Origin of the sequence: Sporolactobacillus pectinivorans, from assembly GCF_002802965.1 — a bacterium.
Classification (GTDB): Bacteria; Bacillota; Bacilli; order Bacillales; family Sporolactobacillaceae; genus Sporolactobacillus; species Sporolactobacillus pectinivorans.
Map to the genome: position 1 here is coordinate 630374 of NZ_NXGA01000001.1, position 22780 is coordinate 653153.

Here is a 22780-nt window from a genome sequence, read left to right on the forward strand (position 1 = left end):
AAAAAGGAGGAGGGCAGCGCTGCTCTCTTCCTTTTAAAAATGATTAGATATCTTAAAAATATCTGATTAGTAGAGTCCGTCAACTGTCTCTTTTGTGCTGATGAAGATATTCTTAGTCTGAGTGTATGCTTCGAGAATACTCTTGTACGTTTCACGACCGATGCCGGATTTTTTATAGCCGCCAAACGGCGCACCTGCAGGCAGCTGGTTGTACGTGTTGACCCACATCCGTCCGGTGCGGACGCCGCGTGCAACTTTAAGCGCCGTATTCAGATTGCTCGTCCAGACCGCTCCGCCCAGACCGTAATCAGACTGGTTAGCCAGCTTGATGACTTCATTGGTGTCCTTGAATTTGATCACGGTCGCAACCGGTCCGAAGATTTCCTCCTGTGCAATCCGCATGTTGTTCGTGGCATTAGCGAGGATGGTTGGTGCCATGAATTCACCATTTTCCAAGCCGTCCCTCATCAGTTTCTTGCCGCCGGTTACCAGCTTTGCGCCTTCATCTTTGCCGATCTTGACGTAATCCAGAATTTTTTCCAGCTGGCGCTTGTTGACCTGGGCACCCATCTGAACGCCGTCTTCCCAGGGAAGGCCGACTTTGACATTTTCAAAAGCATCTTTCAGAGCGCCCACGAATTTGTCATAGATACCCTCCTGAACAAAGATTCGCGAACCTGCGCAGCAAACCTGGCCCTGGTTGAACAGAATGCCGAGCTGTGCCCCTTCAATCGCTCTGTCCCAAGGTGCGTCATCGAAGAAAATATTCGCCGATTTGCCGCCGAGTTCCAGTGTAGCTGGAATCAGGCGTTTAGCTGCGGCATCGGCCACTTCATAGCCGACCTGAGTAGAGCCGGTGAATGCCAGCTTTGCAAAACCGTCATGATGCAGCATGTAATCGCCGGAATCGGATCCGCGGCCGGTAATGACGTTAACAACACCTGCCGGAAGAGCCTGATCCAGCAGCTTAGCCAGTTCGAGCAGACTCAGCGAGGTAGAGGATGAAGGATGGATAACAACGGTATTGCCAGCGGCGATAGCCGGTGCGATTTTCCAGGCCGCCATCAGTAGCGGGAAGTTCCACGGAACAATCTGGCCGACAACCCCGATCGGTTCCTTAAGGTTAATGGTCAACGTGTTTTCATCAAGTGCTTTGGCTGTGCCTTCTTCTGAACGGATAACTCCGGCAAAATAGCGGAAGTGGTCAGAGCTGGCGGGAATATCCACTGTGCTCGTTTCTCTGAAGGGCTTGCCGTTGTCCAATGTCTCAACGAGTGCCAGATGATCGGCATTTGCATCAATCAGATCGGCTATTTTCAGCAGAATAGCACTTTTTTCCTGAACACCGACTTCTTTCCAAGTTTCGAAAGCTTTTGTTGCTGCTTCAACGGCAGCATCTACATCTTCATGACTGGCGTTAACGAATTCGGTCAGTTTTTCGCCGGTACTAGGGTTATAGCTTGCGATTTTTCTTCCATCAGAGCCTTCAACCCACTTTCCGCCAATGTATAATTTGTAATCCGTGTCAATGGCATGATCAAGAACGGTGCTTTGGATACTCATAAACTAAACTCCCTTTCTTGTTTAAAGTGTAATTTATAGCACGCTTTCATTGTAGAACACAATAGGAGAAAATAAAATGAAAACGCTCTATTTTTTATATGGTTGATAGAATCATATGGAAGAGTTACCGAACCGGCTTATTCAAAAGGATAGCGGATACCCCATTGGTTCCTGACATGAGTCATAATGCTGATAACGTCTGAAGTAAGTGACAGCGTGTCCTCACTGCGTTCTCCGAGAACGGCTGCATTCATATCCTCATATTCGTAGGCCATGGCCTTCGCCGTTTCACCGGCATCGACGGTTTCCGTCGTTCCGTCAGGGTAAGCCAGCGTCGCTTGATCAGCCCTTGGGAAGTTATCGACAGTAATATAAGCTTTATCTCCGGTAATAATACCTCTCTTCGGGAGTTTCGCACGCATGGTCAGCGCAACTACTGCCATCTGGTCATCAGAGTTTTTCAGGATGATACCGGATGATTCATCAACGCCGGTTTCAAATGTTTTGACCGTGGTAAGCACTTCATCAGGCTGGCTCGACAGAAAGAATCGCGCAAACGACAGAGCATAAGTGCCGATATCAAGAAGTGCGCCGCCGGCAAGGTTCATATTGAAAAAACGGCTCTTGGTATCATAAGGTTTTAAGCTCCCGAACGAGACCTGAACCATTTTCAGTTCACCGATTTTTCCGCTGGCTACCATTTCTTTCAGCTTTCGGTAGAGCGGCATATGGTAAATGGTCATAGCCTCGGCAACGACCAGGTGCTTTTCTTTTGCCAGACGAATTACAGGATCCAGCTGTTCGCTGCTGACTGTGATTGCTTTTTCACAAAGCACGTGTTTACCGTTTTTCAGACTCTTGACCAGATAGTCGTAGTGATTGGAATGCGGCGTCGAAAGATAGATGATGTCGATATTCGGATCCTTCAGCATTTCATCGTAATCCCCGTACGCCTTTTCAATATGGTGCGCGTCTGCGAATGCCTTGGCACGTTCCAGATTGCGGGAACCTACCGCGTAAATTTTTCTACCGGCTGCATGAACGGTATCCGCGAATTCGGACGCAATACTTCCGGGACCAATAATGGCCCACTTGAACTCTTTCATAATCGATTACCTTTCCGATTCATTTTTGGTAATCCACTTCATGCCGTTGCTGCCTGCGACAAGCACTTTGGAGACAACACCTGTAAAAAGTGAAGTATCAACAACGCCACTGATGGATTTCAATTGTCGTTCCAGAACCTCAATGTCATCCACATCGGTAAAAAAAGTGTCCATCAGAAGATGCCCGTTATCGCTCACCGTAAATCCATCCTTAGCAGCACTTTGCCGCATGACCGGCCTCCCGCCGAGCTCTGACACCTTCCTTTTCACATAGGAAATGCCGGCTTCAAGCACTTCAAGGACAACCGGCAGCTCGAACGTCAGCTTTCGGACAAACTTTGTTTCATCGACAAGCAAGATGTAGTCATCCGCCATGGAAGCGATCAGCTTCTCCTTAGTGTGAATACCGCCGCCGCTTTTCAGTGCGTGAAGCTGTTCATCCACTTGGTCGCAACCGTCGAATGCCAGATCAATATGATCGACGGTCTCCGTATACAGGACATTGAGTCCGCTGTCCAGGCAAGCCAATTTTGTCTTCACGGAAGGGGTTACAATTTTCAAATCAAGAGCTTCATTTTCTTTAATAAAACCAATCAGATAACTGATCGTGCTTCCGCCTCCGAGACCAACGACCGAATGCTTTGGGATGATCTTTAGAGCCTCCCGTGCGCAGTCTTGCTTTATATTGCCCATACCCATCATCTCCCTCAAAAACATGCACATGTGTGCTAATAGACATAATATGTGCATCTTAATGACTTAAGTATAGCTTTGGCTTTTTTGACTGTCAAACAATAATTATCGGCAATCAGCAAATATTTACATAGGAAAATGATGCAGATATAATTTTTTGAAAAGAATGTACAAAAGATTATTTTGTGAACATATGTGAAAAGGAACAGTCGCTCATGAGTGTTATGCTGACTCAAAGTCAGCGATATTCATAAATCATTTGAAGGGCACCAAATTTTGAGGGGCATCAATTTTTCACTGGATGAGGGCAAAGTACTGGTCATCATCGGTCTCTCGGGTTCCGGAAAGACAACGATCCTTCTCAGTCTCAATCTGCTGGAGATTCCTGAAAAAGGATTCCTGGGGATAGACGGGAAACAGGCGAATTTCAGTCAGCTGGTCGCAAAGAAAACGATCAGGGAAATCCGGCGGAAATCCGCCATGGTTTTTCAGGGGTATAACCTTTTCCCGCACAAGACCGTACTTGAAAATGTGATTGAAGGACCCGTATCAGCTTTCAGGCGGGCAGCAGCAGCGGGTCGGTATCGCACGCGCTGTAGCACTGAAGCCGAAACTTCTGCTTTTTGACGAACCAACCTCTGCTCTTGATCCGGAGCTCGTCAGCGATGTCCTGAAGGTCATGAAGAATCTGACTCAGGAGGGCTGGACGATGGTGGCCGTTACACATGAATTAAAATTTGCTGATAAAGTGGCTGACGAAGTCCTGTTTATAGACGACGGAGAGATTCTGGAGAAAGGGACTCCGGATGATATCTTTAAACGGCCGCAGCATGAACGGACAAAACAGTTCCTGAGCAGGATTCTGAAACGGGTGTGATCCGAAGTATAACTGATAGATTGACACGAATGTCCCGAGATATTTTTTGTCCCGGGGTTTTTTAATGAGTTCAGCTGATATTCGACAAACAGCAGCTGCTATCTTTTACAAGAGAGGTAGTCTGCCTGAGATTTTCTTCAAATGGCAATGAATCGGCCCCGAAAACGCTGCTATGGAGATAATTTGCAGAAAATATTTTAATTTGAAAATAATTTTGCGAGTGTGTATAATTCGCTTATAGTTGCTTCTTTGGGGAGGAAAGATGATGGTTAAGAAAAAAAATGTGGCTTTTAATGTAGCCATGGGTGCGGCATTTTTGATGGCCATGTCCGCCGTTGGCCCGGGATTTTTGACACAAACGGCTACATTTACATCACAATTAGGCGCAGATTTTGGCTTTGCCATACTTATTTGCATCTTGGTAGACATTGGTGTTCAGTTGAACATTTGGCGGATCATTTGCGTGTCAGGGAAGAAGGCGCAGATGATTGCCAATGAGCTGTTCCCTGGACTTGGTTATTTATTGACCGCCTTGATTGTGCTAGGCGGTCTGACTTTTAATATCGGAAATATCGGCGGTGTCGGGCTTGGACTTAATGTCCTGTTCGGTATTTCCCCGGAGAATGGCGCTCTTATTGGCGGGGCCATTGCCTTGGTTATTTTTCTAGTCCGTAATGCGCTGCTGGTGATGGACCGTACTGTTCAAGTCCTTGCCGTTGTCAAAGTGTTCCTCATTATTTTTATCGTGGCGATCAGCTCACCTCCAGTTGGGGAGGCTGCACTGCATACTTTTGTTCCATCACATATCGACTTTTATTCCATTGTAACCATTGTCGGCGGAACGGTTGGCGGGTATATTTCTTTCGCAGGTGGTCACAGATTGCTGGAAGGCGGGCTCAAGGGGAAGAAAAGCATACCTTATATTAATGGAGGAGCGCTGACAGGCATCGGCGTTGCCTCGATCATCCGGATCTTGCTTTTTCTCGCAGCCTTGGCTGTTATCGCAGAAGGGTTCAAGCTCAATCCTTTAAATCCTGCGGCAAGCATCTTCCAGTCGGCAGCCGGCAATTTCGGCTATAAGTTTTTTGGCCTTATTTTGTTTGCGGCCGGAATGACGTCGACTTTAGGTTCAACCTTTACATCGGTGTCATTCTTGGATTATTCTAAATCTGACAGTGAAGATAATCTGTACCATAAGATACGCCCTTATCTCATTATTTTCTTTATCGTTTTTTCTACAGCAATCTTCTACTTTATCGGCAGCCCTGCTAAGGTGCTTGTTGTTGTCGGGGCAATTAACGGATTAATTCTTCCGATTGCATTGGCCATTCTCTTGATTGCTGTGACGAAGAAAAAGATTATGGGAGAATTATATAAACACCCGCTCTGGCTTTCGATTTTCGGCTGGATCATTGTCGTATTTATGGCTTATGCGGGTATTCAGTCCGTGTATAAGGGATTGATATCTCTTCTATGAAGTCCATACCAGTGATTACTGAAGGGGAATGGTTCTGCAATGACTCAAATTGATTTAAACTGTGATTTGGGGGAAAGTTTCGGACATTATGTGATTGGAAATGATGCACGCGTTCTGCCATTGATCTCGTCGGCAAACGTCGCTTGTGGCTTTCATGCCGGCGATTTTTCCGTGATGCACAGGACAGTTACACAGGCAAAAGATAACCATGTAGCTGTCGGTGCACATCCCGGCCTTCCGGATCTTGAAGGCTTCGGTCGCCGGGAAATGAAGGTCACTCCCTCTGAGGTCTATGATATGGTCGTCTATCAAATCGGGGCGTTGCGTGCGGTGGCTGCAGCTCAGAAAATCAGGCTGAATCATGTTAAACCGCATGGTGCACTGTATCATATGGCAGCCGAGCATGAGAAAATTGCCGAGGCAGTCGCTCAGGCGATTGCCGATCTAGATCCTGAACTTCTTCTTTTTGGCATGGACGGCACATACCTGACAAAAGCCGGTGAGAAAGCCGGCCTTCATGTGATTTACGAGGCATACGCCGACCGAACGTATCAGCCTGACGGGTCGCTGACACCGCGCTCTCAGCCAGGCGCACTGATCACAAATACAGATCAAGCACTGAATCAGGTGCTTCAAATGATACAGAGGGGCGTAGTGAAAACGGCTGGTGGGCGGGAAATACCGGTCAGGGCGGAAACAATCTGTGTTCATGGGGACGGAGCTGCAGCACTGGCTTTTGCTGGCACTATCAGGAGCGAACTGCAAAAGTGTGGAATAACAATAGCAGCCTGGCACTAATAAACTAAGGGATGAGCCAAATGACTGATTATGAAACACTTTCGGGAGAAATACCTTCCAAAGTCCGGAAATTTATTCGTGAAGGTAAGTGGAATCAACCGACGAGTGGCCTTTCCAATGGGTACACGCAGGCGAATCTAGTGATACTGCCTGAAAAGTATGCCTATGATTTTTTGCTTTTCTGCCAGCGTAATCCGCGTCCGTGCCCATTGCTGGAAGTTTTGGATACCGGTGATCCATTTGTTGCATCGACAGCAGATCACGCGGATATACGGACGGATATTCCGAAGTACCGCATTTACAGAAAGGGCATTTTAAGTGCTGAAGTGCCAGACATTCGTTCCTTTTGGCAGAAGGATTTTGTCACATTCCTGATCGGTTGCAGTTTTAGTTTTGAACAGGCGCTGCTGGAGAATGATATTCCAGTCCGCCAGATTGAAGAACAGTGCAATGTGCCCATGTTTCGGACAACGATTTCCTGTAAATCCGCTGGAATTTTTAAAGGCCCGCTGGTTGTCAGCATGCGTCCCATGTCTGAAAAACAGGCAATCCGGGCCATTCAGGTGACCAGCCGTTTTCCGTCTGTACACGGCGCGCCGATACACTTTGGGAGTCCGGAAAAGATAGGCATTCATGATCTGTCTCATCCTGATTTTGGAGACGCAGTGACCATTCACAATGGAGAGATTCCCGTATTCTGGGCCTGCGGAGTCACGCCGCAGGCTGCCGTCATGGCTTCACAGCCCGAAATCGCGATTACGCATGCCCCCGGTCATATGTTTATTACCGACCGTAAAGATACAGCATTCAGTATTTTATAAAGCAATCATGAAATTTTTACCTGGAACTTGCCTAAGGGCAGGTTCTTTCATTAATGGACGTAACAAGAGAGGAAAAAGGAGGGTAATCGATGTGACTATTGAACCGTTTGGTGATCAGGCAGTCCGCGTCATTTTCGGCGATCAGATCGCTCCCTCTGTTCAGTTGAAAATCAGCCGTTTTATCCAGCTTTTTGATCAGAACCCGTTTAGTGGTTTTATCGAATACGTGCCGGCCTATACAAATGTCGTTTTTTATTATGATCCGATGAAAGTCATCGGGAGCGGGCATAAAAATCGTTCAGCCCAGCGGCAGGTGATCGACTACCTGACGGAGCTGTCTCAAGATGTTAAGAAAGGTTCGGAGCATGAATCATTTAGGAGGGTGGTTCATATTCCGGTGTGTTACGGGGGAACATTCGGACCGGATCTCAATGAAGTGGCAGCCGCCCACGATTTGCAGCCTGACGAAGTCATTGCCCGGCATTCTGCTCCGCACTATCTCGTCTATATGCTTGGTTTTGCACCTGGTTTTCCTTTTTTGGGCGGGCTTCCGGAGGAGTTGGCTACCCCGCGCCGGGCCACACCGCGTTTGAAAATTGCAGCGGGATCGGTGGGCATCGCCGGCAAACAGACAGGCGCCTATCCCCTGGATTCACCGGGCGGATGGCAGATCATCGGGCGGACACCTGTACCCTTATTTACTCCGGAAACGAATCCGCCAACTCTGCTTCAGGCCGGGGATCTGGTTAAATTTGATCCGGTCACGGAGCAGGAGTTCAAATGCATATACGGGGGGTGCAATGATGGCACTCACTTTGCTTGAAAAGGGGTTCGCTGCTTCGATTCAGGATCTGGGACGATTCGGTTACCAAAGATATGGCATCATCGCGGGCGGTGTAATGGATCCACCATCGGCGAAACTGGCAAACTGGCTGGTTGCCAATTCCGAATCCATGGCACTCATTGAATTTTCTTTTAAGGGGCCAAGTATTCTTTTTACGGAGGACACACTTTTCGCTTTGTCGGGAGCCGACTGTCGTCCGGAACTTGATGGATTGGTGATTCATACTGGGAAGCCATATTTTGCACAGGCCGGTCAGATCCTTGTGATCGGAGGACTGATTTCAGGCAGCCGAGGCTATCTGGCTGTTTCCGGCGGTATAGATACACCCGAGTGGTTCGGTAGCCGCTCAACTTATACGCGCGCGGGGAAAGGCGGATACAAGGGCCGGCTGTTGCAGGAACAGGACCGGATTCCTGTCGGACAACCTTCACAGCTGGCAAAAAAGCTGATGGATGGGGTGCCGGTTAAATCAGATTTGGGCGGCTGGTTTTTTTCCCTATTCAGAGCGTATCGCCGGATCCAAAATATACGGGTGATGCCCGATACACTCTGGCCACGGTTTTCTGAATCGAGCCGACAGGCATTCCTTCATTCGGAATATAAGATCACGGCTTCGTCAGACCGGATGGGCTGCAGGCTGGAAGGGGTGGCACTCTCCCTTGATAACCCCTTTGAGATGTATTCGGAGGCTGTAACGAATGGCTCGATTCAAGTTCCGCGGAGCGGCCAGCCAATTATTCTGATGACCGACCACCAGTCTACAGGGGGCTATCCGCGGATCGCCCAGGTGGCGTCTGTTGATCTGCCGCTGCTGGCTCAGTTGCCTCCGAACAGCCGGATAAGCTTTAAAAAAATAACGATTGCCGCGGCTGAACAACTTTTGCTGAAACAACATGAAAGTCTGAACCTCCTTCATAAACGTATAATCCACAAACTTGAGAGCCTGATTCAGTGAAATTACTTTCTGTGTCAGAAAATGTAACATCGCCCTGTTTTTAGTGTACGTTGTCTTTGCTTAGAACCTGTATTTGGCATATAATGAAGCCTGGAGTTGTGAACATAGGGGGAAACGGAATTGGCAAAAGAAATATCGACATCAATGGTTGAGAAATATTCTGAGAAAATCCAGGCGAAGCCAAAGAATAAAATCATTAAAGATGCAGTGATGAAAAATGGCATCAATGCAGCCACATTAAATAATGATTCTGTCGTTTCCATGAATCCTGTATTTTCAGAAGAGATTGAGACCGGAAAAGTAACGGATCAGAAGATGAGCGGAAGATGCTGGATGTTTTCGGCATTAAACACATTCCGTCACAAGCTGAACAAAGCATTCGATCTGAAAGATTTTGAGCTATCGCAGAACTATACATTATTCTGGGACAAATTCGAGAAGTCAAACTATTTTCTTGAAAGCATTATCGAAACTGCGGACGAGCCGCTGGAAGGGCGTTTGGTATCCTGGCTGATGACGACGCCGCAGCAGGACGGCGGCCAGTGGGATATGCTGGTATCTATTATTGAAAAATATGGCATTGTTCCGAAACAGGTTATGCCGGAAACGTTCCAGAGCAGCCGTACCGTGGAACTCAACAGGCTTCTAAATACAAAGCTGCGTGAAGATGCCGGGGCTTTGAGAAAGCTTCATGAACAGGGAAAATCAAATTCGGATCTTGAAGCGGCCAAGGATGAAATGCTCGAAGACATTTATAGGATTCTTGTATTATCGCTTGGCGAGCCGCCTAAAAAATTTGATTTTGAATACCGTGACGAAGAAAAAAAGGAGTTTCATAGAGAAACCGGTATTACGCCTCAGGAGTTTTTTAAGAAGTATGTAGACATGGACTTGAATGATTATGTCAGCATCATTAATGCACCGACCAAGGATAAGCCATTCAACAAGACGTATACCGTCCAATATCTGGGCACGGTCGTTGGCGGACACAAAATCAAGTATCTGAATGTTGATATGGAAACACTGAAGAAACTGGCCATTAGCCAGATTAAGGACAAACAAACTGTCTGGTTCGGCTGCGATGTCGTTCTCTATACAGAACCTAAGCTCGGTGTTATGGATAAAGATGTATTTGATTACGATACTGCATTCAGCACTGAATTTGGCCTGACAAAAGCGGAACGTCTGGACTATCACGAAAGCTGCCTGACCCACGCTATGGTGCTTACCGGAGTCAATCTTGTCGACGGCAAGCCGAACCGTTGGAAGGTTGAAAACAGCTGGGGCGAAACTCGTGGAAATAAAGGGTATTTTGTCATGAGTGACAAATGGATGGATGAATTTACCTATCAGATTGTCGTTAATAAAAAGTATTTGTCTGACGAACTGAAAGCAGCCTTTGAACAAAAACCTACTGTGCTGAAACCATGGGATCCGATGGGTGCCTTGGCATTGACGAAATAATAAGCATAGAAGTAAGAAAGAACCGCTTCTCCTGAATTTAAGGGGGGCGGTTTTTTCGATCCTGAATGATAAACGGGATACCGACGCCTGATCGTTCTTCCGCAAATTATTTTTTGCATAATTTTCAAAAAGCCACTACAATAAACTATGTGTCTGTCTCTAGGATTAAGACAGAAAAATGTTGGACACAGATAAAGAATGGGGAAACTGCGATTATGGATCTGCTGATTAATTTTCTGAAGAAGCGGTCAGTAAGGCGTGTGCTTATTTTTGCTTTGCTGATCCTCATATTGTATCTGGTTAGAAGTATGATGGATCTCCTTTTGCTGACTTTTATTTTCTCGTTTCTGATTGACAGGCTGGAGTCATTTTTACATCGCCATTTGAATGTTCCGAGGCGGCTTGTACTGATTGTTCTTTACTGTATGATCGGCCTTGCCATTTATGCGGCGATAACCATTTATTTGCCGATTGTCGCTGTGCAGACCGTTGAACTGTATAAGTCGGTTACGAAGGCGATCCGGGACATTCACGGTTCATTTCTTGTAACTGCTGCCATGGATCAACTGAAAAAATACAATATCGGATCTTATCTGGGATCCGGAGTCAAATTTTTGATTGATTCGTTCTCATCCTTCGGTACATTTACGATTGACTTATTTCTAGCTTTGCTGCTCAGTCTTTTCTTTTCGCTTGAGAAAGATCGCCTGATCCAGTTCACCAAAGGCTTTAAGACAAGCAAAATCGGATTTCTGTATGATGAGATTGCTTTTTTTGGTGCCCGGTTTGTAGATACTTTCGGAAAGGTGCTGGAAGCGCAGTTCATGATTGCTCTGGTCAATACAGCGATCACTTCAATCGTTCTGGCCGTGCTGCATTTTCCGCAGCTGTTCAGTCTAATTTTCATGATTTTCGTCCTCAGTCTGATTCCTGTGGCCGGCGTGATCATTTCACTGATTCCACTGTGTATTATCGGCTACACAATCGGCGGCATTCAGGACGTGATTTACATGGTTCTGACCATTCTGGCCGTCCACGTGGTTGAAGCCTATGTCCTGAATCCGAAACTGATGTCGGCCAAAACTGAGCTCCCTGTTTTTTATACATTCGTTGTGCTGATCTTTTCGGAACATTTTTTCGGTATTTGGGGCCTTATTGTCGGGCTGCCGGTCTTTGTTTTCCTGATCGATGTGCTGGGCGTCGAATATAAGCGTCCGGCGAAAAAACTGCCCTTTCGCAAATCCAAAGGTCAAAGAGAAGACTGATTTGTTTAGTTCCTGATGCTTCCGTTTGCAGAAAACAAGAATATTAATGGATATAGAAATTATGAGTAGAAATGAAAAAGAGGTATTTTGATGGATAAATATTCCATTTTTGGGTTAACGCAAGATCAACTGACTGCATGGATGCTGAAACATGGAGAAAAAAAGTTCCGGGCAGCTCAGATTTGGGACTGGCTTTATATCAAACGCGCCGACAGCTTCGATGAAATGACCAATCTGTCTAAAAAAGGCATTCAATTGCTAAAAGATCATTTTGTAATGGGGACGCTGGAAGAACAGGTTGCGCAGAAAGCAAAGGACGGAACAACCAAGTATCTGTTTCGCCTGGCTGATGGCAATTTGATTGAAACGGTACTGATGCCGCATGAATATGGGCTTTCGGTCTGTGTCACTTCGCAGGTTGGCTGTAATATCGGCTGCAGTTTCTGCGCCAGCGGACTGTTGAGGAAAAACCGCGATCTGACGAGCGGAGAGATGGTGGAACAGCTGCTGGCGATCCAGAAAAGTTTAGATCGACAAGGGAACGATGAACGGGTTGGACATGTTGTTGTCATGGGTATCGGCGAGCCATTTGATAACTTTGATCAGGTGATGAATTTTTTGCGGATTATCAATGATCAGAAGGGTTTGTCGATTGGGGCACGGCACATTACCGTGTCGACCAGCGGCATCGTACCGAAAATTTATGAATTTGCGGATATTGACTGGCAGGTCAATTTGGCTATTTCACTTCACGCGCCGAACAATGAGCTGCGCAGCCGGATCATGAAAATCAACAAAGCATATCCGATTGAAGAATTAATGAGCGCTGTCGACTACTATCTGAAAAAGACAAATCGGCGGATTACCTTTGAGTATATTATGCTGAGAGACATCAATGATCATAAGGAAGAAGCCTTTCAGCTGGCCAGGTTGCTCGAAAACAAGCGCCATCTGGCCTACGTGAATCTGATTCCGTATAATCCCGTCGAGGAACATTCTGAATACCAGCGCAGTGAGAAGGAAGCGGTCAAAACCTTCTATGATACGCTGAAAAGCCGGGGCGTTAATGCGGTCATCCGCAAAGAGTTCGGAACCGACATCGATGCTGCGTGCGGACAGCTGCGCAGCAAGCAGATTAAGAAAGAGCGCGTGCGTAAAGCGTAAGATAAACAATCAAAAGTGAATCATGACAACCCCGGATGGAAACGGAATCCTGTTTTCACCCGGGGTTTGTTTAAAAAGCAGAGAGAGTTTCTCTCACATGATGCAGAAGCGGCGCGGATCATTCAGAGAATCATTTCTTGAATGGCAGTGAAAATGAGTTGCTTTTAGAATGGCTCTACCACTCTACATGAGCAAAAAACTGTTCTGAACGTGTTGCTCACCCTAAAAAACTGCAAACACGCTCATAACAGTGAAAGTTACTCCTGACTAGATAAAGTCGCTCCTAAGTTAACGAAATTGACCAATTGTCCTTCTTTTGAGAAAAGTTGATTGAAAGCTTCGAAAGTGGAGAAGATGATAAAAAACCTTTTCAAATTCAGCGGCAGTGCAAGTAGATGTAAAAAAAGAAGCCGCCGATATTCAGGCAAGCTTCCAAGATGTTGCATCTTGCGCGTTTGTTCAAGATTCATAGTTGATTTTATCTATGTGCGGCAGTTCGTGTGAAGCACCGGCGGGCTGCAGGCTTTCATCCGGAATATTCAAGATAAACTTGACGATATTTTCCGGGATCTGCGGATTGACATACTCCTGCTGCGATTTTTTGATTTCTTTGAGCATGGCGACATTATTCTCAAGCAGTTCATTAATGGTAGGGACAAGATCGTTCATTGAATCACAAGTGATCGCCAGATGGTACTTTTCCGCAAACCGCGGATTGCCGGCTTCCTGGCCAGGAAGCGCCCCTGTAATCACAATCGGTGTATTGCACGAAACAGCCTCCATCATGACATTCGGGCTGCTGCGGACAAAGGCGATATCGGAATCCGCAATCAGATCCTGGATATTTCTTGTGAATCCATAAATGGTGACTTTATCGCCATATTTCTTGCCCAATGTTTTTTTCAGGTGAGCTTGTAATTTTTCATTTCTACCAGCTACAATAGTAATATTGAATCCAAATGTTTCGATCAGGGTCTTAGCCATTTTGCCCATGTTGCCAACACCCTCGCCGCCGCTCATAATCAGGCAGTTCAGCGGCTTGTCAGGCTGATAGTGTTCCGCATCTTTGGGTGTGTGGCTGTAAAAGCGCTCGCGAACCGGGAATCCCAGGACTTTGATCTTATCGGCCGGGACACCGAATTCAATACATTTTTCTTTAGCTTCTATTGTCGGGCTGATAATATAGTCGGCACGCGGATCCGCCCAGAACGGGGTGATACTGATCAAATCTGCGATTAAAGTAACAAAAGGAATACGAATGTCATTTTTCCCAAGTATGTTAAGTATGGAACCGTTAAAGTTCGGGTGTACAGTCAAAATCAGATCCGGCTTGACTTCATCAAGCAAAGCAAGAAATCTTGTACGTATTTTCAGCTCAATCAGGTGATTGACAAAAGACGCCTTGACAGATGTGTAGTCCCAAATGATCTTCCATAAATGTTCCGAATTTCTTGTTATCGGCCCATACATCTTGCCGACTTTCAACAGCGTGCTTCCTCCGAGGGAAAAGCCGTCGACGACATGGATCTTCACATCCGGCACAATGTCGAACTTTTCGCTCAGAGCTTCGGTAATGCTCTTGTGGCCATGGCCGGTGTAATTAGATGAAATGATGAGTATGTTTTTAATCATCGAAGATATCCTTTCTCTAACATTGGACTGGCTCGCTAGATAAGCAGTCTCTTCTGTCTAAATAACATTGTATGATAAACTGGGACAAGAAACAATTTTTTTTCATGAAAATTTGGTAAAAACGGATAGGCAGGCGGAATTTGCACTTGGTCTGTATGAAAATTTTACACCGATCAAGACTGATTGTCAGGGAAAAGTTATGAAGCAATCTTACCCAGAGAAGATAATCGACCTGTAACATTGATCTTAAGGAGACACTTTTTTATGCCATTTCAGAAAGTAAAAACCATTTATGCCATTACGGTTTATGTCAGTCTGGCAGCCTTTGATAATATTGTCATCGGACTGTTTCCCCCGCTCTTTTCAAATATTGCACATGACGTGCATGTTAAGCTTGCATACATGGGCGTGGTCTCAGCAATCAATATTCTGGCCACGTCTTTTTCATCACTGTTTTGGGGTTATCTGTCGGGCAAATTTCATCGCAAAAGACTGATCATCATCGGAACCTTAATTTGGGTGCTTGGTGTTTCTTTGACTGCGCTGAGCGGCTCTTACGTTCAACTACTGGCATACCAGGTCATCACCGGCATCGGACTGGGCTGCGTAGCATCCATCGGTTTCAGCGCGCTGACCGATTATGTCCCGTACCGCTCCAGAGGAATGATCCTCAGCCTGTGGGGTATGTCACAGGGATTCGGCGGAATTGCCGGTGCCTTGATTGCGGCGATTATTTCCGCATTGTCCAACTGGCGCCTGCCGTTTGAAGTCCTGGGACTCATCGGTCTGCTGCTCATTGTTTTCTACTTCTTTGTCGAGGAACCGAAATTTGGCAACGCCGAACCTGAACTGCAGAGACTGATCAAGGGCGGGAAAAGCTATATGCACCGGATCAGTATGAATCAGGTGATGCTGATGGCTCGAAAAAGGAGCAATCTGCTGCTTTTCTTTCAGGGATTTTTCATGAATATCGCGACCGGAAGCCTGATCTGGTTGCCCACACTTTACAAATTCAAAATGATTGAACAACTTGGGTACAGCAGCGCCATCGCGATGCTTGTTGCCACTTTTTTGTATGGTATTTTTCAGATTGGCGGCACCTTATCCTCAGTATTCGGTTATATCGGGGACGTGCTGCAGCGCCGGAGTTACGCAGCGCGTGCCCGGACCACGGCAGCGCTTGTTCTGGTAACCATGCCCCTCTATATCTTATTATTTATTTTTCCAGTTCATAATTTATCACTCCCAAGCACAACCAATTCAGTCGTGCTTTTTTTTAGCCTGCTGGAGCAGCTGTTTTGCAATCCGTGGATGCTGACCCTGTTCATCATTTCATTGTTTGCTTCTGCCGCCCAGTCGGCCAATACGCCGAACTGGCTCGCGCTGATCACGGATGTCAATCTCCCGGAACATCGCGGAACAGTGTTCGGAATTGCCAATCTAGTAAACAGTCTCGGCCGTACCATCGGCAATCTGGGCAGTGTAGGGGTTGCCATTGCAGCCATCTTTCTTCGTTCTAAAACAAATGATTACATACTGATAATGAGCCTGCTGCAGCTGTCGCTGATTCCGTCTGCATTCTGCTATTTCGTTATGGCGAAATATAATGTCCGTGACATCAGTTCGGTGAAGCAGACGCTGAACGAACGTGGAAAGATTGTGTGAGGGTTTGAGCCACGCTGAATAGAGGAAAAGGCCCCCGATCCGCGCCAACGGTTTCGGGGGCCTTTTCCCGGGCTTATTTTGTTTCGGCAAACAGCCTGATGATTTCCACAATGGTTTTTGTTGCTTTGACCATATTGTCAACAGAGATGTATTCAAACTTGCCATGGAAGTTTTCGCCGCCGGTGAACAAGTTCGGCGTTGGCAACCCCATGTAGGAGATCTGCGCGCCGTCTGTGCCGCCGCGGATCGGGAGAACCTGGGGCTCAATATCAAGATTCTTCAGTGCCTGATAGGCGACATCGACCACTTCTTTATGTTCTTCCACTTTTTCTTTCATGTTGTAGTACTGATCTTTCAGTTCGAGGACAACACTCTTTTCCCCGTATTTTTTTTGCAGCTTTTTAACAGTTTCCTGAACAAAGCTTTTTTTCTCGGCGAATTTGGTCTTGTCAAAATCGCGGATAATATATACGAGTTTGGACTGTTCGACATCGCCGTTAAAAGTCAACAGATGGTAAAAGCCCTCATAGCCGTCGGTCAGCTCCGGTGCTTCATTGGCCGGGATTCTGTTTTGAAAGTCAATAGCCAGCTTGATTGAGTTTACCATTTTGCCCTTGGCCGAACCAGGGTGGACGTTGCTCCCGCTGAAGAAAAGTTTGGCTTCAGCGGCGTTGAAATTTTCATATTCAAGTCCGCCAAGAGCCCCGCCGTCCACAGTGTACGCCAATTCCGCACCGAACGCGGCGACATCAAATTTGTGCGGGCCGCGGCCGATTTCCTCATCGGGTGTGAAGGCGACGCGGACCTTCCCGTGCTTGATTTCCGGATGATGTAGCAGATAGTCCATGGCAGTCATGATTTCTGAAATGCCGGACTTGTCATCGGCACCGAGCAATGTTGTGCCGTCGGTTGTAATCAGCATATGGCCAACATATTTTTTCAGCTCAGGGAACGTACCCGGGCTGAGTATAATGCCGCGCTCCTTGTTCAGCACGATATCTTTTCCATCATATTTTTCAATAACCTGGGGATTGACCCCTTCACCGGTAAAATCGGTGGCCGTGTCAACATGGGACATGAAACCGATGGTTGGAACTGCCTTGTCTGTATTGGACGGCAGAGAGGCCATCACATAGCCGTTCGCGTCCATCGTCACGTCAGCCATACCGAGTGCTTTAAGCTCAGTAACAAGCTGACGGCCTAGCGCCAGCTGGCCGGGCGTCGACGGGCAGCCGGGGTTGTCGTCATTCGACTGGGTATTGACTTTCACATATGACGTAAATCGTTTAATGATGTCTTCTTTCAACACATTCAGCTCCCTTTTTTCATCTTTTACTATCTTACCACGAGCGCGCTCTGCACACATGATGCAGAGTCAACCTCGGCGAAGGCACTGTAATGGGGTGTGCCGGGCGTCAGTCCTTTCTCCCCCTTAGAAAGCTTTTCGCCAGACGACAAAATTTCCGGCAAACAGGATCAGAGCATAGAGCCATAAACCATAACCAGGAAGAAACCAGCCGATCAGTGCATGAAGGCCAACAAATGGAACTGCGCCAACCATTAGAACCAGTGCCTGCATATTTCCGCCTTCCTGAACTGTTTCAAAGGGCATTGAAAAGGGAAGTGTGCCTTCACCGTTGATGGTTCTGTAGCAGATGACACTGTACAGGCAGGCGGTCAGGAAAATAACAACCAGATCAGGGAGAATGAGTCCCTTAAAGATGAGTAGAAACAAAAAAGACAGAATCAGATAAACAGGGAAAAATAGCCTTATGAGGAAGGCTTTCAATGCACCGGAGAAAATGCTTACCCGATTTTGAATGGGTGCCGCGCTGAAAATCCACGCTCCTTTATAAGCACCGGAAAATTTCAGCATGGAAATCGCCGTCGGAATCATGAAAAGACTGAAATAGAGAAAATAATAGGATTTTCCCGTGCCGATTTCCTGCCAGGACTGACCTTGCAGAGACGTGAATATAAAAATGAACGGGAAAATCAGTGAGATGCCGAGCGTCGGATAGACTTTCAGTTTAAACGGCCGGTCATTTTTCATATTCAGCGCCGCAAAACGGAAGAATATCCGCTCTTCACGCTGAAAACAAACTATCCGCGCGATGGCTTTATTTATTTTCCCTTCATGCATTTTGCTTTCCCCGCCGCGGTCCGACAGCTTGAAAATTGCTGCTTCAAAGACTGCGCTGCATTTATTGTAAATCAGGGCAGAAAGAAGCGGCAGGACAATGCTTATGACGGAAAAGGCGATAATTTCCGGACTTCTGCTGCCGCCGATCAACCATTCGAAGGACGAACTAAACCACAGAGGCGGTAAGAATAGTTGCCACCATGCCGGATGAAGAGCGAAGTGCGTATTTGTGAGGTCAAAAATATGGATCAGCAGCTGGTAACCGATGGCGATCGAAAAGCTTAGCAGAATCTGCACATAATTGATGGCATCTTTCAGCCTTTCCCCGTCGAAAAATTTCATAATCAGCAGATAGATGAGAGCAGTCATAATCACAACAAAAAGATCCATCAAAACAAGTTCAATAGAAAATAGAAGCAAAAACAGCGGGCCGAAACGAAATCACGGGCGATCTTCTCATGCTCATGAAATCCGGTCAGTTGATTGAAGATTTCTTCCAGTGTCCCTTCTTTGTTTTGTCCTTTCAGTTCGTCAAAGCTCCCGTCAGCAGCAATATGGCCGTCGGACAGAAGCACGATACGGTGGCTGATCTTTTCGACTACATCCATGATGTGCGAGGAATAGAAGATCGTTTTCCCCTGCTTGGAAAGTTGGGCGAGAATCTCCTTAAAGACAAGAACGCTGTTTGCATCCAGACCGCTGAGCGGCTCGTCAAAGAACAGCAAGTCCGGATTGTGCAGCAGACTGGAAATGATCAGAACTTTCTGCCGCATTCCTTTTGAAAAAGAAGACAAGCGGGTGTCGAGGACGTGAGCAAGGCCGAACTCTTCCATCAGCAGGCCGGCTTTACGTTCTGCCCGCCTGTCCTCCATTCCATAGCACGCCCCGGAGAAAATCAGATATTCCCGCGCTGTCAGTGTGTCATAAACTTCCGCAGTCTCCGGCACGTATCCAATCCGTCCCTTGTAGGCTACGCCGCTTGTCCGGATATCTTCTCCGAAAAGTCTGACCTCACCGTCATAACCTTCCTGAAGCCCAAGCACAATCCGAACGGTCGTGCTTTTGCCTGCTCCGTTCGGGCCAATGTAGCCGACAATCTGGCCCCTGTACACTTCGAGATTGATGCCTTTCAGGACGGGCCCATATCCGTAGTTCATGCTCAGATCCTTCATCGATAGAACACTTTCCTTTTCAGTTTCGATCATCATCACCTTCAATCATCACGTTTGAACTTAGCGTATCACTTAATGATTATAATTTCCGCAAAAATCACAATATTGTTAAATCATCCTGAATCGCTCATCTATTTTTTATATAGGCTATGTTAAAAGTTCAATGTTGGTTTTGCCACCCGTTGATTGGAGCGGATCGCCCGCAGAAAGCGAGTGCATGGAGTGAAAAGCAGCAGATTAGTTTGACAAAGCCTTTATATAAAAAAAGTTATCTGCATTCTTTCGAGTGTCACGGCTGAAGCCCAGAGCATATATCATTATCAAAGCCCATTTTTTAATATGAGCGGCAGTGGAATTCATATTTAGAAGGATGTGATCGTGGCATGAGCGAGCTCAATATTCAACACTGCAGCAAGTATTTTAAAAAAAACGGCAAGCCCTTGTGTGTGCTTGAAACGGCCGACATGAAGGTCGAAAACGGTAAGTTCGTAAGTATCATTGGCCCGAGCGGCTGCGGTAAATCTACTCTTTTTAACATCATTGCCGGACTCGCCAGGCCATCGGAAGGGCAGGTTCTCCTTGACGGAAAAAATATAACCGGTGAGAGCGGCCATGTCGGCTATATGCTTCAGAAAGACCTGCTGCTGCCGTGGCGAACGATTCTTGACAATGTCATTATCGGACTGGAAATCCGCGGTGTTTCGAAGAAGAAGGCACGCGAGAAGGCACTGCCGATGCTGCAAAAATACGGGTTAAAGGGATTCGAATATGATCACCCGGACGCGCTATCCGGCGGGATGCGCCAGCGGGCCGGGCTGATCCGTACTCTGTTGGATAATAAAGAAGTCATTCTGCTGGATGAGCCATTTGGGGCGCTTGACGCTCAGACAAGGCTGCAGATGCAGAACTGGTTGCTTCAGATCTGGAGCGATTTTCAAAAAACGGTGCTATTTGTCACACATGATATTGATGAAGCCATTTATCTTTCTGATGAAATTTATGTTTTTACACGCCGGCCCGGACGGATCAAGACGAAAATTGACGTCAGGTTGCCGCGTCCGCGCGGAGAACAGACGTTAATGGAGGAGCGTTTCCTGTATCTGAAAAGAAAACTTTTGCTGATGTTGCGGGAAGAACGTGAACCTTCCGGATAATCTGATGGTTTCCCGGGGGGATGCTCTGAAAAAAGGTGGTGATAAAAATGGCGGAAAAGCCGAAGCAGGGTCGAACCGAACTGTTGATTGAAGATCAGAACGTGGAGCAGGCAAAAATCCGGCATCGGGCACTTGCCGGACAAATTTTTGTCGGTCTTTTTATTATTTTTCTCTGGGAATTTTCGACGCGGATCGGTTGGCTCGACAGTTATTACTGGAGCAGCCCAAGCACGATTGTCCGGACAGGTTGGGTGGCAATAACGGAGGGTACGCTGCTTCAGGATCTTGCTTATACTTCAGGCGCAACGATCGCCGGGTTTATTCTCGGTACCGTGGTTGGCTCGGCGCTCGGTCTTTCATTCTGGTGGTCGGAGCTCTATTCGAGGATTACTGAACCGTATCTGATCGCCATTAATGCGGTGCCGAAGCTTGCGCTGGCACCGGTACTGGTCATTATGTTCGGAATTGGTTTTGATTCGAAAGTGGTTCTCGCATTTCTGATGACAGTAATTGTCGCGTCGATTGCGGCGTATAGTGGTGTGAAAAACGTTGACAGGGATTTGGAAAAAATGTTGCTGTCGCTCGGCGCCAGACGGCACCATATTTTTTTCAAAGTCGTGATTCCCTCATCCGTTCCCTGGATGGTCAGCACTCTGAAAATCAATATATCTCTTGCGCTTGCAGGAACGATTGTCGGTGAGTTTATTAGCTCACAGCAGGGGATCGGCCGAATGATTCTTTATGCCGGTCAGATTCTTAATATTGATCTCGTCTGGGTCGGCGTGATCGTGCTTTCGGTATTGTCGATTGTCATGTATCTCGGAACGGTGTGGTTAGAGCGTTTGCTGATGAGAGGAAGAACGCCAAAATCATAAGCGGAGGTAGAAATAATGAAAAAAATAAAAGGGGCGCTGGCGCTGATGCTTGCGGCGGCATTGATTCTGTCGGGCTGCGGGGCAAATAGCGGGAAGGGAGCCCTTAAGGATATTGTGATTGCCGAACCGGTGCACCTGATTGCGTATTTGCCGCTCTATGTGGCCATTGATAAGGGCTATTTCAAAGAAGAGGGATTGAATGTCAAGCTAATCACGGCAACCGGCGGTGCACACGTCACGTCCGTCGTCAGTGGTGATGCGTGGGGTGTAATCGGCGGACCGGATTCCATACAGATTGCCAACAAGGGCAGCAAAGATCCGATTACTGCGGTAGTCAATGTCGTGAACCGTGCCAATGTCTATCTAATGGCCAATAAAAAGCTGAAACTGAAAGGAAACAGCGATAAAGATCTCGCCGCTTTTTTGAAAGGAAAAAGCATTGCCGCAGGCCGCTATGGCGGGAGTCCGGATCTGCTCACGCGCTGGTTGCTGCTGAAAGTCGGTCTTAACCCGAACAAGGATGTCAAACTTGATGAACCGGCGGATGCGACGGCAGTCGTGTCGCTGGTCGCGCAGGGCAAAGATGATATAGCGAACGGTGCGGAGCCGCAGATTAATGACGGTATCAAGAAAGGGGCGTGGGGGGAGCCCTTCTATGGATTCCCAAGCCTCGGAGATTATGCATACTCAGTGATCAGCACGAAGGAATCCACGATTAAAAAAGATCCGCAGACCGTGCAGAAAGTAGTCAATGCGGTACTTAAAGGACTTAAAGTGGTGAATGATAACAAGAAAGAGGCTTATAAAATTCTGAAAAAAGAATTCCCGACGGCTTCAGACGCCAGTCTGAAAGCTTCCATGGATCGCGCCTACAAAGACCAGCTCTGGAGCAAAGACGGTTACATCTCTCCAGCCGCCGTTGCCAAACCTCTGGATGTTGTCAAGAAAACCGGCATCTACACCCAAGGCTACCAATACAGTAAACTTGTTGATATGTCTTTTGTGAAAAAAGCACAGAAAAAATAAAATTTTTCCCCGCAATTGATATGAAAAGGCGCGCAGTTTTTTGCGCGCCTTTAAATCTGGGCTGGTCAGAACTTATTGACTTATCG

Annotated in this window: 19 protein-coding genes and 1 pseudogene; 13 read left to right on the top strand and 7 right to left on the bottom strand. The window is 46.9% G+C overall.

What is annotated here, in order from left to right; all coding sequences use genetic code 11:
- Positions 1 to 66 precede the first annotated feature (66 nt).
- From COP04_RS03340 to rpiA, 3 genes are all read right to left on the bottom strand, one after another.
- Entirely contained in the window at positions 67 to 1563 is a 1497-nt protein-coding gene (locus tag COP04_RS03340) for an aldehyde dehydrogenase family protein (RefSeq protein ID WP_100486688.1), read from the bottom strand.
- Between the two features lie 137 nt (positions 1564 to 1700).
- A complete protein-coding gene (locus tag COP04_RS03345) occupies positions 1701 to 2669 on the bottom strand; it encodes a Gfo/Idh/MocA family protein (RefSeq protein WP_100486689.1) in 969 nt (322 codons plus the stop codon).
- 6 nt (positions 2670 to 2675) lie between these two features.
- Complete coding sequence (gene rpiA / locus COP04_RS03350) at positions 2676 to 3362, bottom strand: ribose 5-phosphate isomerase A (RefSeq protein WP_338062824.1); 687 nt, start codon at positions 3360 to 3362, stop codon at positions 2676 to 2678.
- A gap of 246 nt (positions 3363 to 3608) precedes the next feature.
- Between rpiA and COP04_RS03355 the strand changes: the two are divergent.
- The 9 genes and pseudogenes from COP04_RS03355 (at position 3609) to rlmN (ending at position 13027) form a co-directional block, all read left to right on the top strand.
- Positions 3609 to 4239 (top strand): annotated as a pseudogene (locus COP04_RS03355) (amino acid ABC transporter ATP-binding protein).
- Between the two features lie 265 nt (positions 4240 to 4504).
- Positions 4505 to 5716: an NRAMP family divalent metal transporter gene (locus tag COP04_RS03360; RefSeq protein ID WP_100486691.1), complete on the top strand. Its 1212-nt coding sequence runs from the start codon at positions 4505 to 4507 to the stop codon at positions 5714 to 5716.
- Between the two features lie 39 nt (positions 5717 to 5755).
- Positions 5756 to 6514 carry a LamB/YcsF family protein gene (locus COP04_RS03365; RefSeq protein ID WP_100486692.1) on the top strand — a complete coding sequence of 253 codons (759 nt, stop codon included), beginning with the start codon at positions 5756 to 5758 and terminating at the stop codon, positions 6512 to 6514.
- 20 nt (positions 6515 to 6534) lie between these two features.
- Complete coding sequence (locus COP04_RS03370; protein WP_100486693.1) at positions 6535 to 7335, top strand: putative hydro-lyase; 801 nt, start codon at positions 6535 to 6537, stop codon at positions 7333 to 7335.
- A gap of 91 nt (positions 7336 to 7426) precedes the next feature.
- Entirely contained in the window at positions 7427 to 8158 is a 732-nt protein-coding gene (gene pxpB, locus COP04_RS03375; protein WP_100486694.1) for a 5-oxoprolinase subunit PxpB, read from the top strand.
- The gene (locus tag COP04_RS03380; protein WP_100486695.1) at positions 8139 to 9134 is read left to right on the top strand and encodes a 5-oxoprolinase subunit C family protein; all 996 of its coding nucleotides are present in this window, start codon (positions 8139 to 8141) and stop codon (positions 9132 to 9134) included. Before pxpB ends, COP04_RS03380 begins: the two co-directional genes overlap by 20 nt.
- A gap of 120 nt (positions 9135 to 9254) precedes the next feature.
- Positions 9255 to 10598: a C1 family peptidase gene (locus COP04_RS03385; RefSeq protein WP_100486696.1), complete on the top strand. Its 1344-nt coding sequence runs from the start codon at positions 9255 to 9257 to the stop codon at positions 10596 to 10598.
- 215 nt (positions 10599 to 10813) lie between these two features.
- The gene (locus COP04_RS03390; protein WP_100489503.1) at positions 10814 to 11863 is read left to right on the top strand and encodes an AI-2E family transporter; all 1050 of its coding nucleotides are present in this window, start codon (positions 10814 to 10816) and stop codon (positions 11861 to 11863) included.
- Positions 11864 to 11953: 90 nt separating this feature from the next.
- On the top strand, positions 11954 to 13027 hold the full coding sequence (gene rlmN, locus COP04_RS03395) for a dual-specificity RNA methyltransferase RlmN (RefSeq protein ID WP_100486697.1): 1074 nt from the start codon (positions 11954 to 11956) through the stop codon (positions 13025 to 13027).
- Between the two features lie 459 nt (positions 13028 to 13486).
- On the opposite strand, the gene COP04_RS03405 is transcribed toward rlmN, so the two are convergent.
- Positions 13487 to 14659 (bottom strand): MGDG synthase family glycosyltransferase, encoded by a 1173-nt coding sequence (locus COP04_RS03405; protein ID WP_100486699.1) that lies wholly within the window; start codon positions 14657 to 14659, stop codon positions 13487 to 13489.
- 264 nt (positions 14660 to 14923) lie between these two features.
- On the opposite strand from COP04_RS03405, the gene COP04_RS03410 reads away from it, so the two are divergent.
- A complete protein-coding gene (locus COP04_RS03410; RefSeq protein WP_100486700.1) occupies positions 14924 to 16324 on the top strand; it encodes an MFS transporter in 1401 nt (466 codons plus the stop codon).
- A 73-nt stretch (positions 16325 to 16397) separates the two neighbouring features.
- Here COP04_RS03410 and pepT read toward each other — a convergent pair whose 3' ends face one another.
- The 3 genes from pepT to COP04_RS03425 all read right to left on the bottom strand — a co-directional run bounded on the left by pepT (position 16398) and on the right by COP04_RS03425 (position 19672).
- On the bottom strand, positions 16398 to 17630 hold the full coding sequence (pepT, locus tag COP04_RS03415) for a peptidase T (RefSeq protein ID WP_100489504.1): 1233 nt from the start codon (positions 17628 to 17630) through the stop codon (positions 16398 to 16400).
- Between the two features lie 126 nt (positions 17631 to 17756).
- The gene (locus COP04_RS03420; RefSeq protein ID WP_157800157.1) at positions 17757 to 18857 is read right to left on the bottom strand and encodes a hypothetical protein; all 1101 of its coding nucleotides are present in this window, start codon (positions 18855 to 18857) and stop codon (positions 17757 to 17759) included.
- Positions 18857 to 19672 carry an ABC transporter ATP-binding protein gene (locus COP04_RS03425; protein ID WP_100486702.1) on the bottom strand — a complete coding sequence of 272 codons (816 nt, stop codon included), beginning with the start codon at positions 19670 to 19672 and terminating at the stop codon, positions 18857 to 18859. The genes COP04_RS03420 and COP04_RS03425 overlap by 1 nt, the downstream gene beginning before the upstream one ends.
- A 350-nt stretch (positions 19673 to 20022) precedes the next feature.
- Between COP04_RS03425 and COP04_RS03430 the strand changes: the two genes are divergently transcribed.
- The 3 genes from COP04_RS03430 to COP04_RS03440 are packed head-to-tail and all read left to right on the top strand — an operon-like array spanning position 20023 to position 22694.
- Positions 20023 to 20793, top strand: a complete 771-nt coding sequence (locus COP04_RS03430) for an ABC transporter ATP-binding protein (protein WP_100486703.1) — start codon at positions 20023 to 20025, stop codon at positions 20791 to 20793.
- 47 nt (positions 20794 to 20840) lie between these two features.
- Positions 20841 to 21668: an ABC transporter permease gene (locus COP04_RS03435; RefSeq protein WP_100486704.1), complete on the top strand. Its 828-nt coding sequence runs from the start codon at positions 20841 to 20843 to the stop codon at positions 21666 to 21668.
- A 15-nt stretch (positions 21669 to 21683) separates the two neighbouring features.
- A complete protein-coding gene (locus COP04_RS03440; protein ID WP_100486705.1) occupies positions 21684 to 22694 on the top strand; it encodes an ABC transporter substrate-binding protein in 1011 nt (336 codons plus the stop codon).
- The last annotated feature ends 86 nt before the right edge of the window (positions 22695 to 22780 follow it).

What these genes read in the sequence shown, in the direction of transcription:
- COP04_RS03340 (WP_100486688.1), bottom strand. Translation starts at nt 1,563, where the DNA reads ATGAGTATCCAAAGCACCGTTCTTGATCATGCCATTGACACGGATTAC.
- COP04_RS03345 (WP_100486689.1), bottom strand. Translation starts at nt 2,669, where the DNA reads ATGAAAGAGTTCAAGTGGGCCATTATTGGTCCCGGAAGTATTGCGTCC.
- rpiA (WP_338062824.1), bottom strand. Translation starts at nt 3,362, where the DNA reads ATGGGCAATATAAAGCAAGACTGCGCACGGGAGGCTCTAAAGATCATC.
- COP04_RS03360 (WP_100486691.1), top strand. Translation starts at nt 4,505, where the DNA reads ATGGTTAAGAAAAAAAATGTGGCTTTTAATGTAGCCATGGGTGCGGCA.
- COP04_RS03365 (WP_100486692.1), top strand. Translation starts at nt 5,756, where the DNA reads ATGACTCAAATTGATTTAAACTGTGATTTGGGGGAAAGTTTCGGACAT.
- COP04_RS03370 (WP_100486693.1), top strand. Translation starts at nt 6,535, where the DNA reads ATGACTGATTATGAAACACTTTCGGGAGAAATACCTTCCAAAGTCCGG.
- COP04_RS03380 (WP_100486695.1), top strand. Translation starts at nt 8,139, where the DNA reads ATGGCACTCACTTTGCTTGAAAAGGGGTTCGCTGCTTCGATTCAGGAT.
- COP04_RS03390 (WP_100489503.1), top strand. Translation starts at nt 10,814, where the DNA reads ATGGATCTGCTGATTAATTTTCTGAAGAAGCGGTCAGTAAGGCGTGTG.
- rlmN (WP_100486697.1), top strand. Translation starts at nt 11,954, where the DNA reads ATGGATAAATATTCCATTTTTGGGTTAACGCAAGATCAACTGACTGCA.
- COP04_RS03405 (WP_100486699.1), bottom strand. Translation starts at nt 14,659, where the DNA reads ATGATTAAAAACATACTCATCATTTCATCTAATTACACCGGCCATGGC.
- COP04_RS03410 (WP_100486700.1), top strand. Translation starts at nt 14,924, where the DNA reads ATGCCATTTCAGAAAGTAAAAACCATTTATGCCATTACGGTTTATGTC.
- COP04_RS03420 (WP_157800157.1), bottom strand. Translation starts at nt 18,857, where the DNA reads ATGGATCTTTTTGTTGTGATTATGACTGCTCTCATCTATCTGCTGATT.
- COP04_RS03425 (WP_100486702.1), bottom strand. Translation starts at nt 19,672, where the DNA reads ATGATCGAAACTGAAAAGGAAAGTGTTCTATCGATGAAGGATCTGAGC.
- COP04_RS03430 (WP_100486703.1), top strand. Translation starts at nt 20,023, where the DNA reads ATGAGCGAGCTCAATATTCAACACTGCAGCAAGTATTTTAAAAAAAAC.
- COP04_RS03435 (WP_100486704.1), top strand. Translation starts at nt 20,841, where the DNA reads ATGGCGGAAAAGCCGAAGCAGGGTCGAACCGAACTGTTGATTGAAGAT.
- COP04_RS03440 (WP_100486705.1), top strand. Translation starts at nt 21,684, where the DNA reads ATGAAAAAAATAAAAGGGGCGCTGGCGCTGATGCTTGCGGCGGCATTG.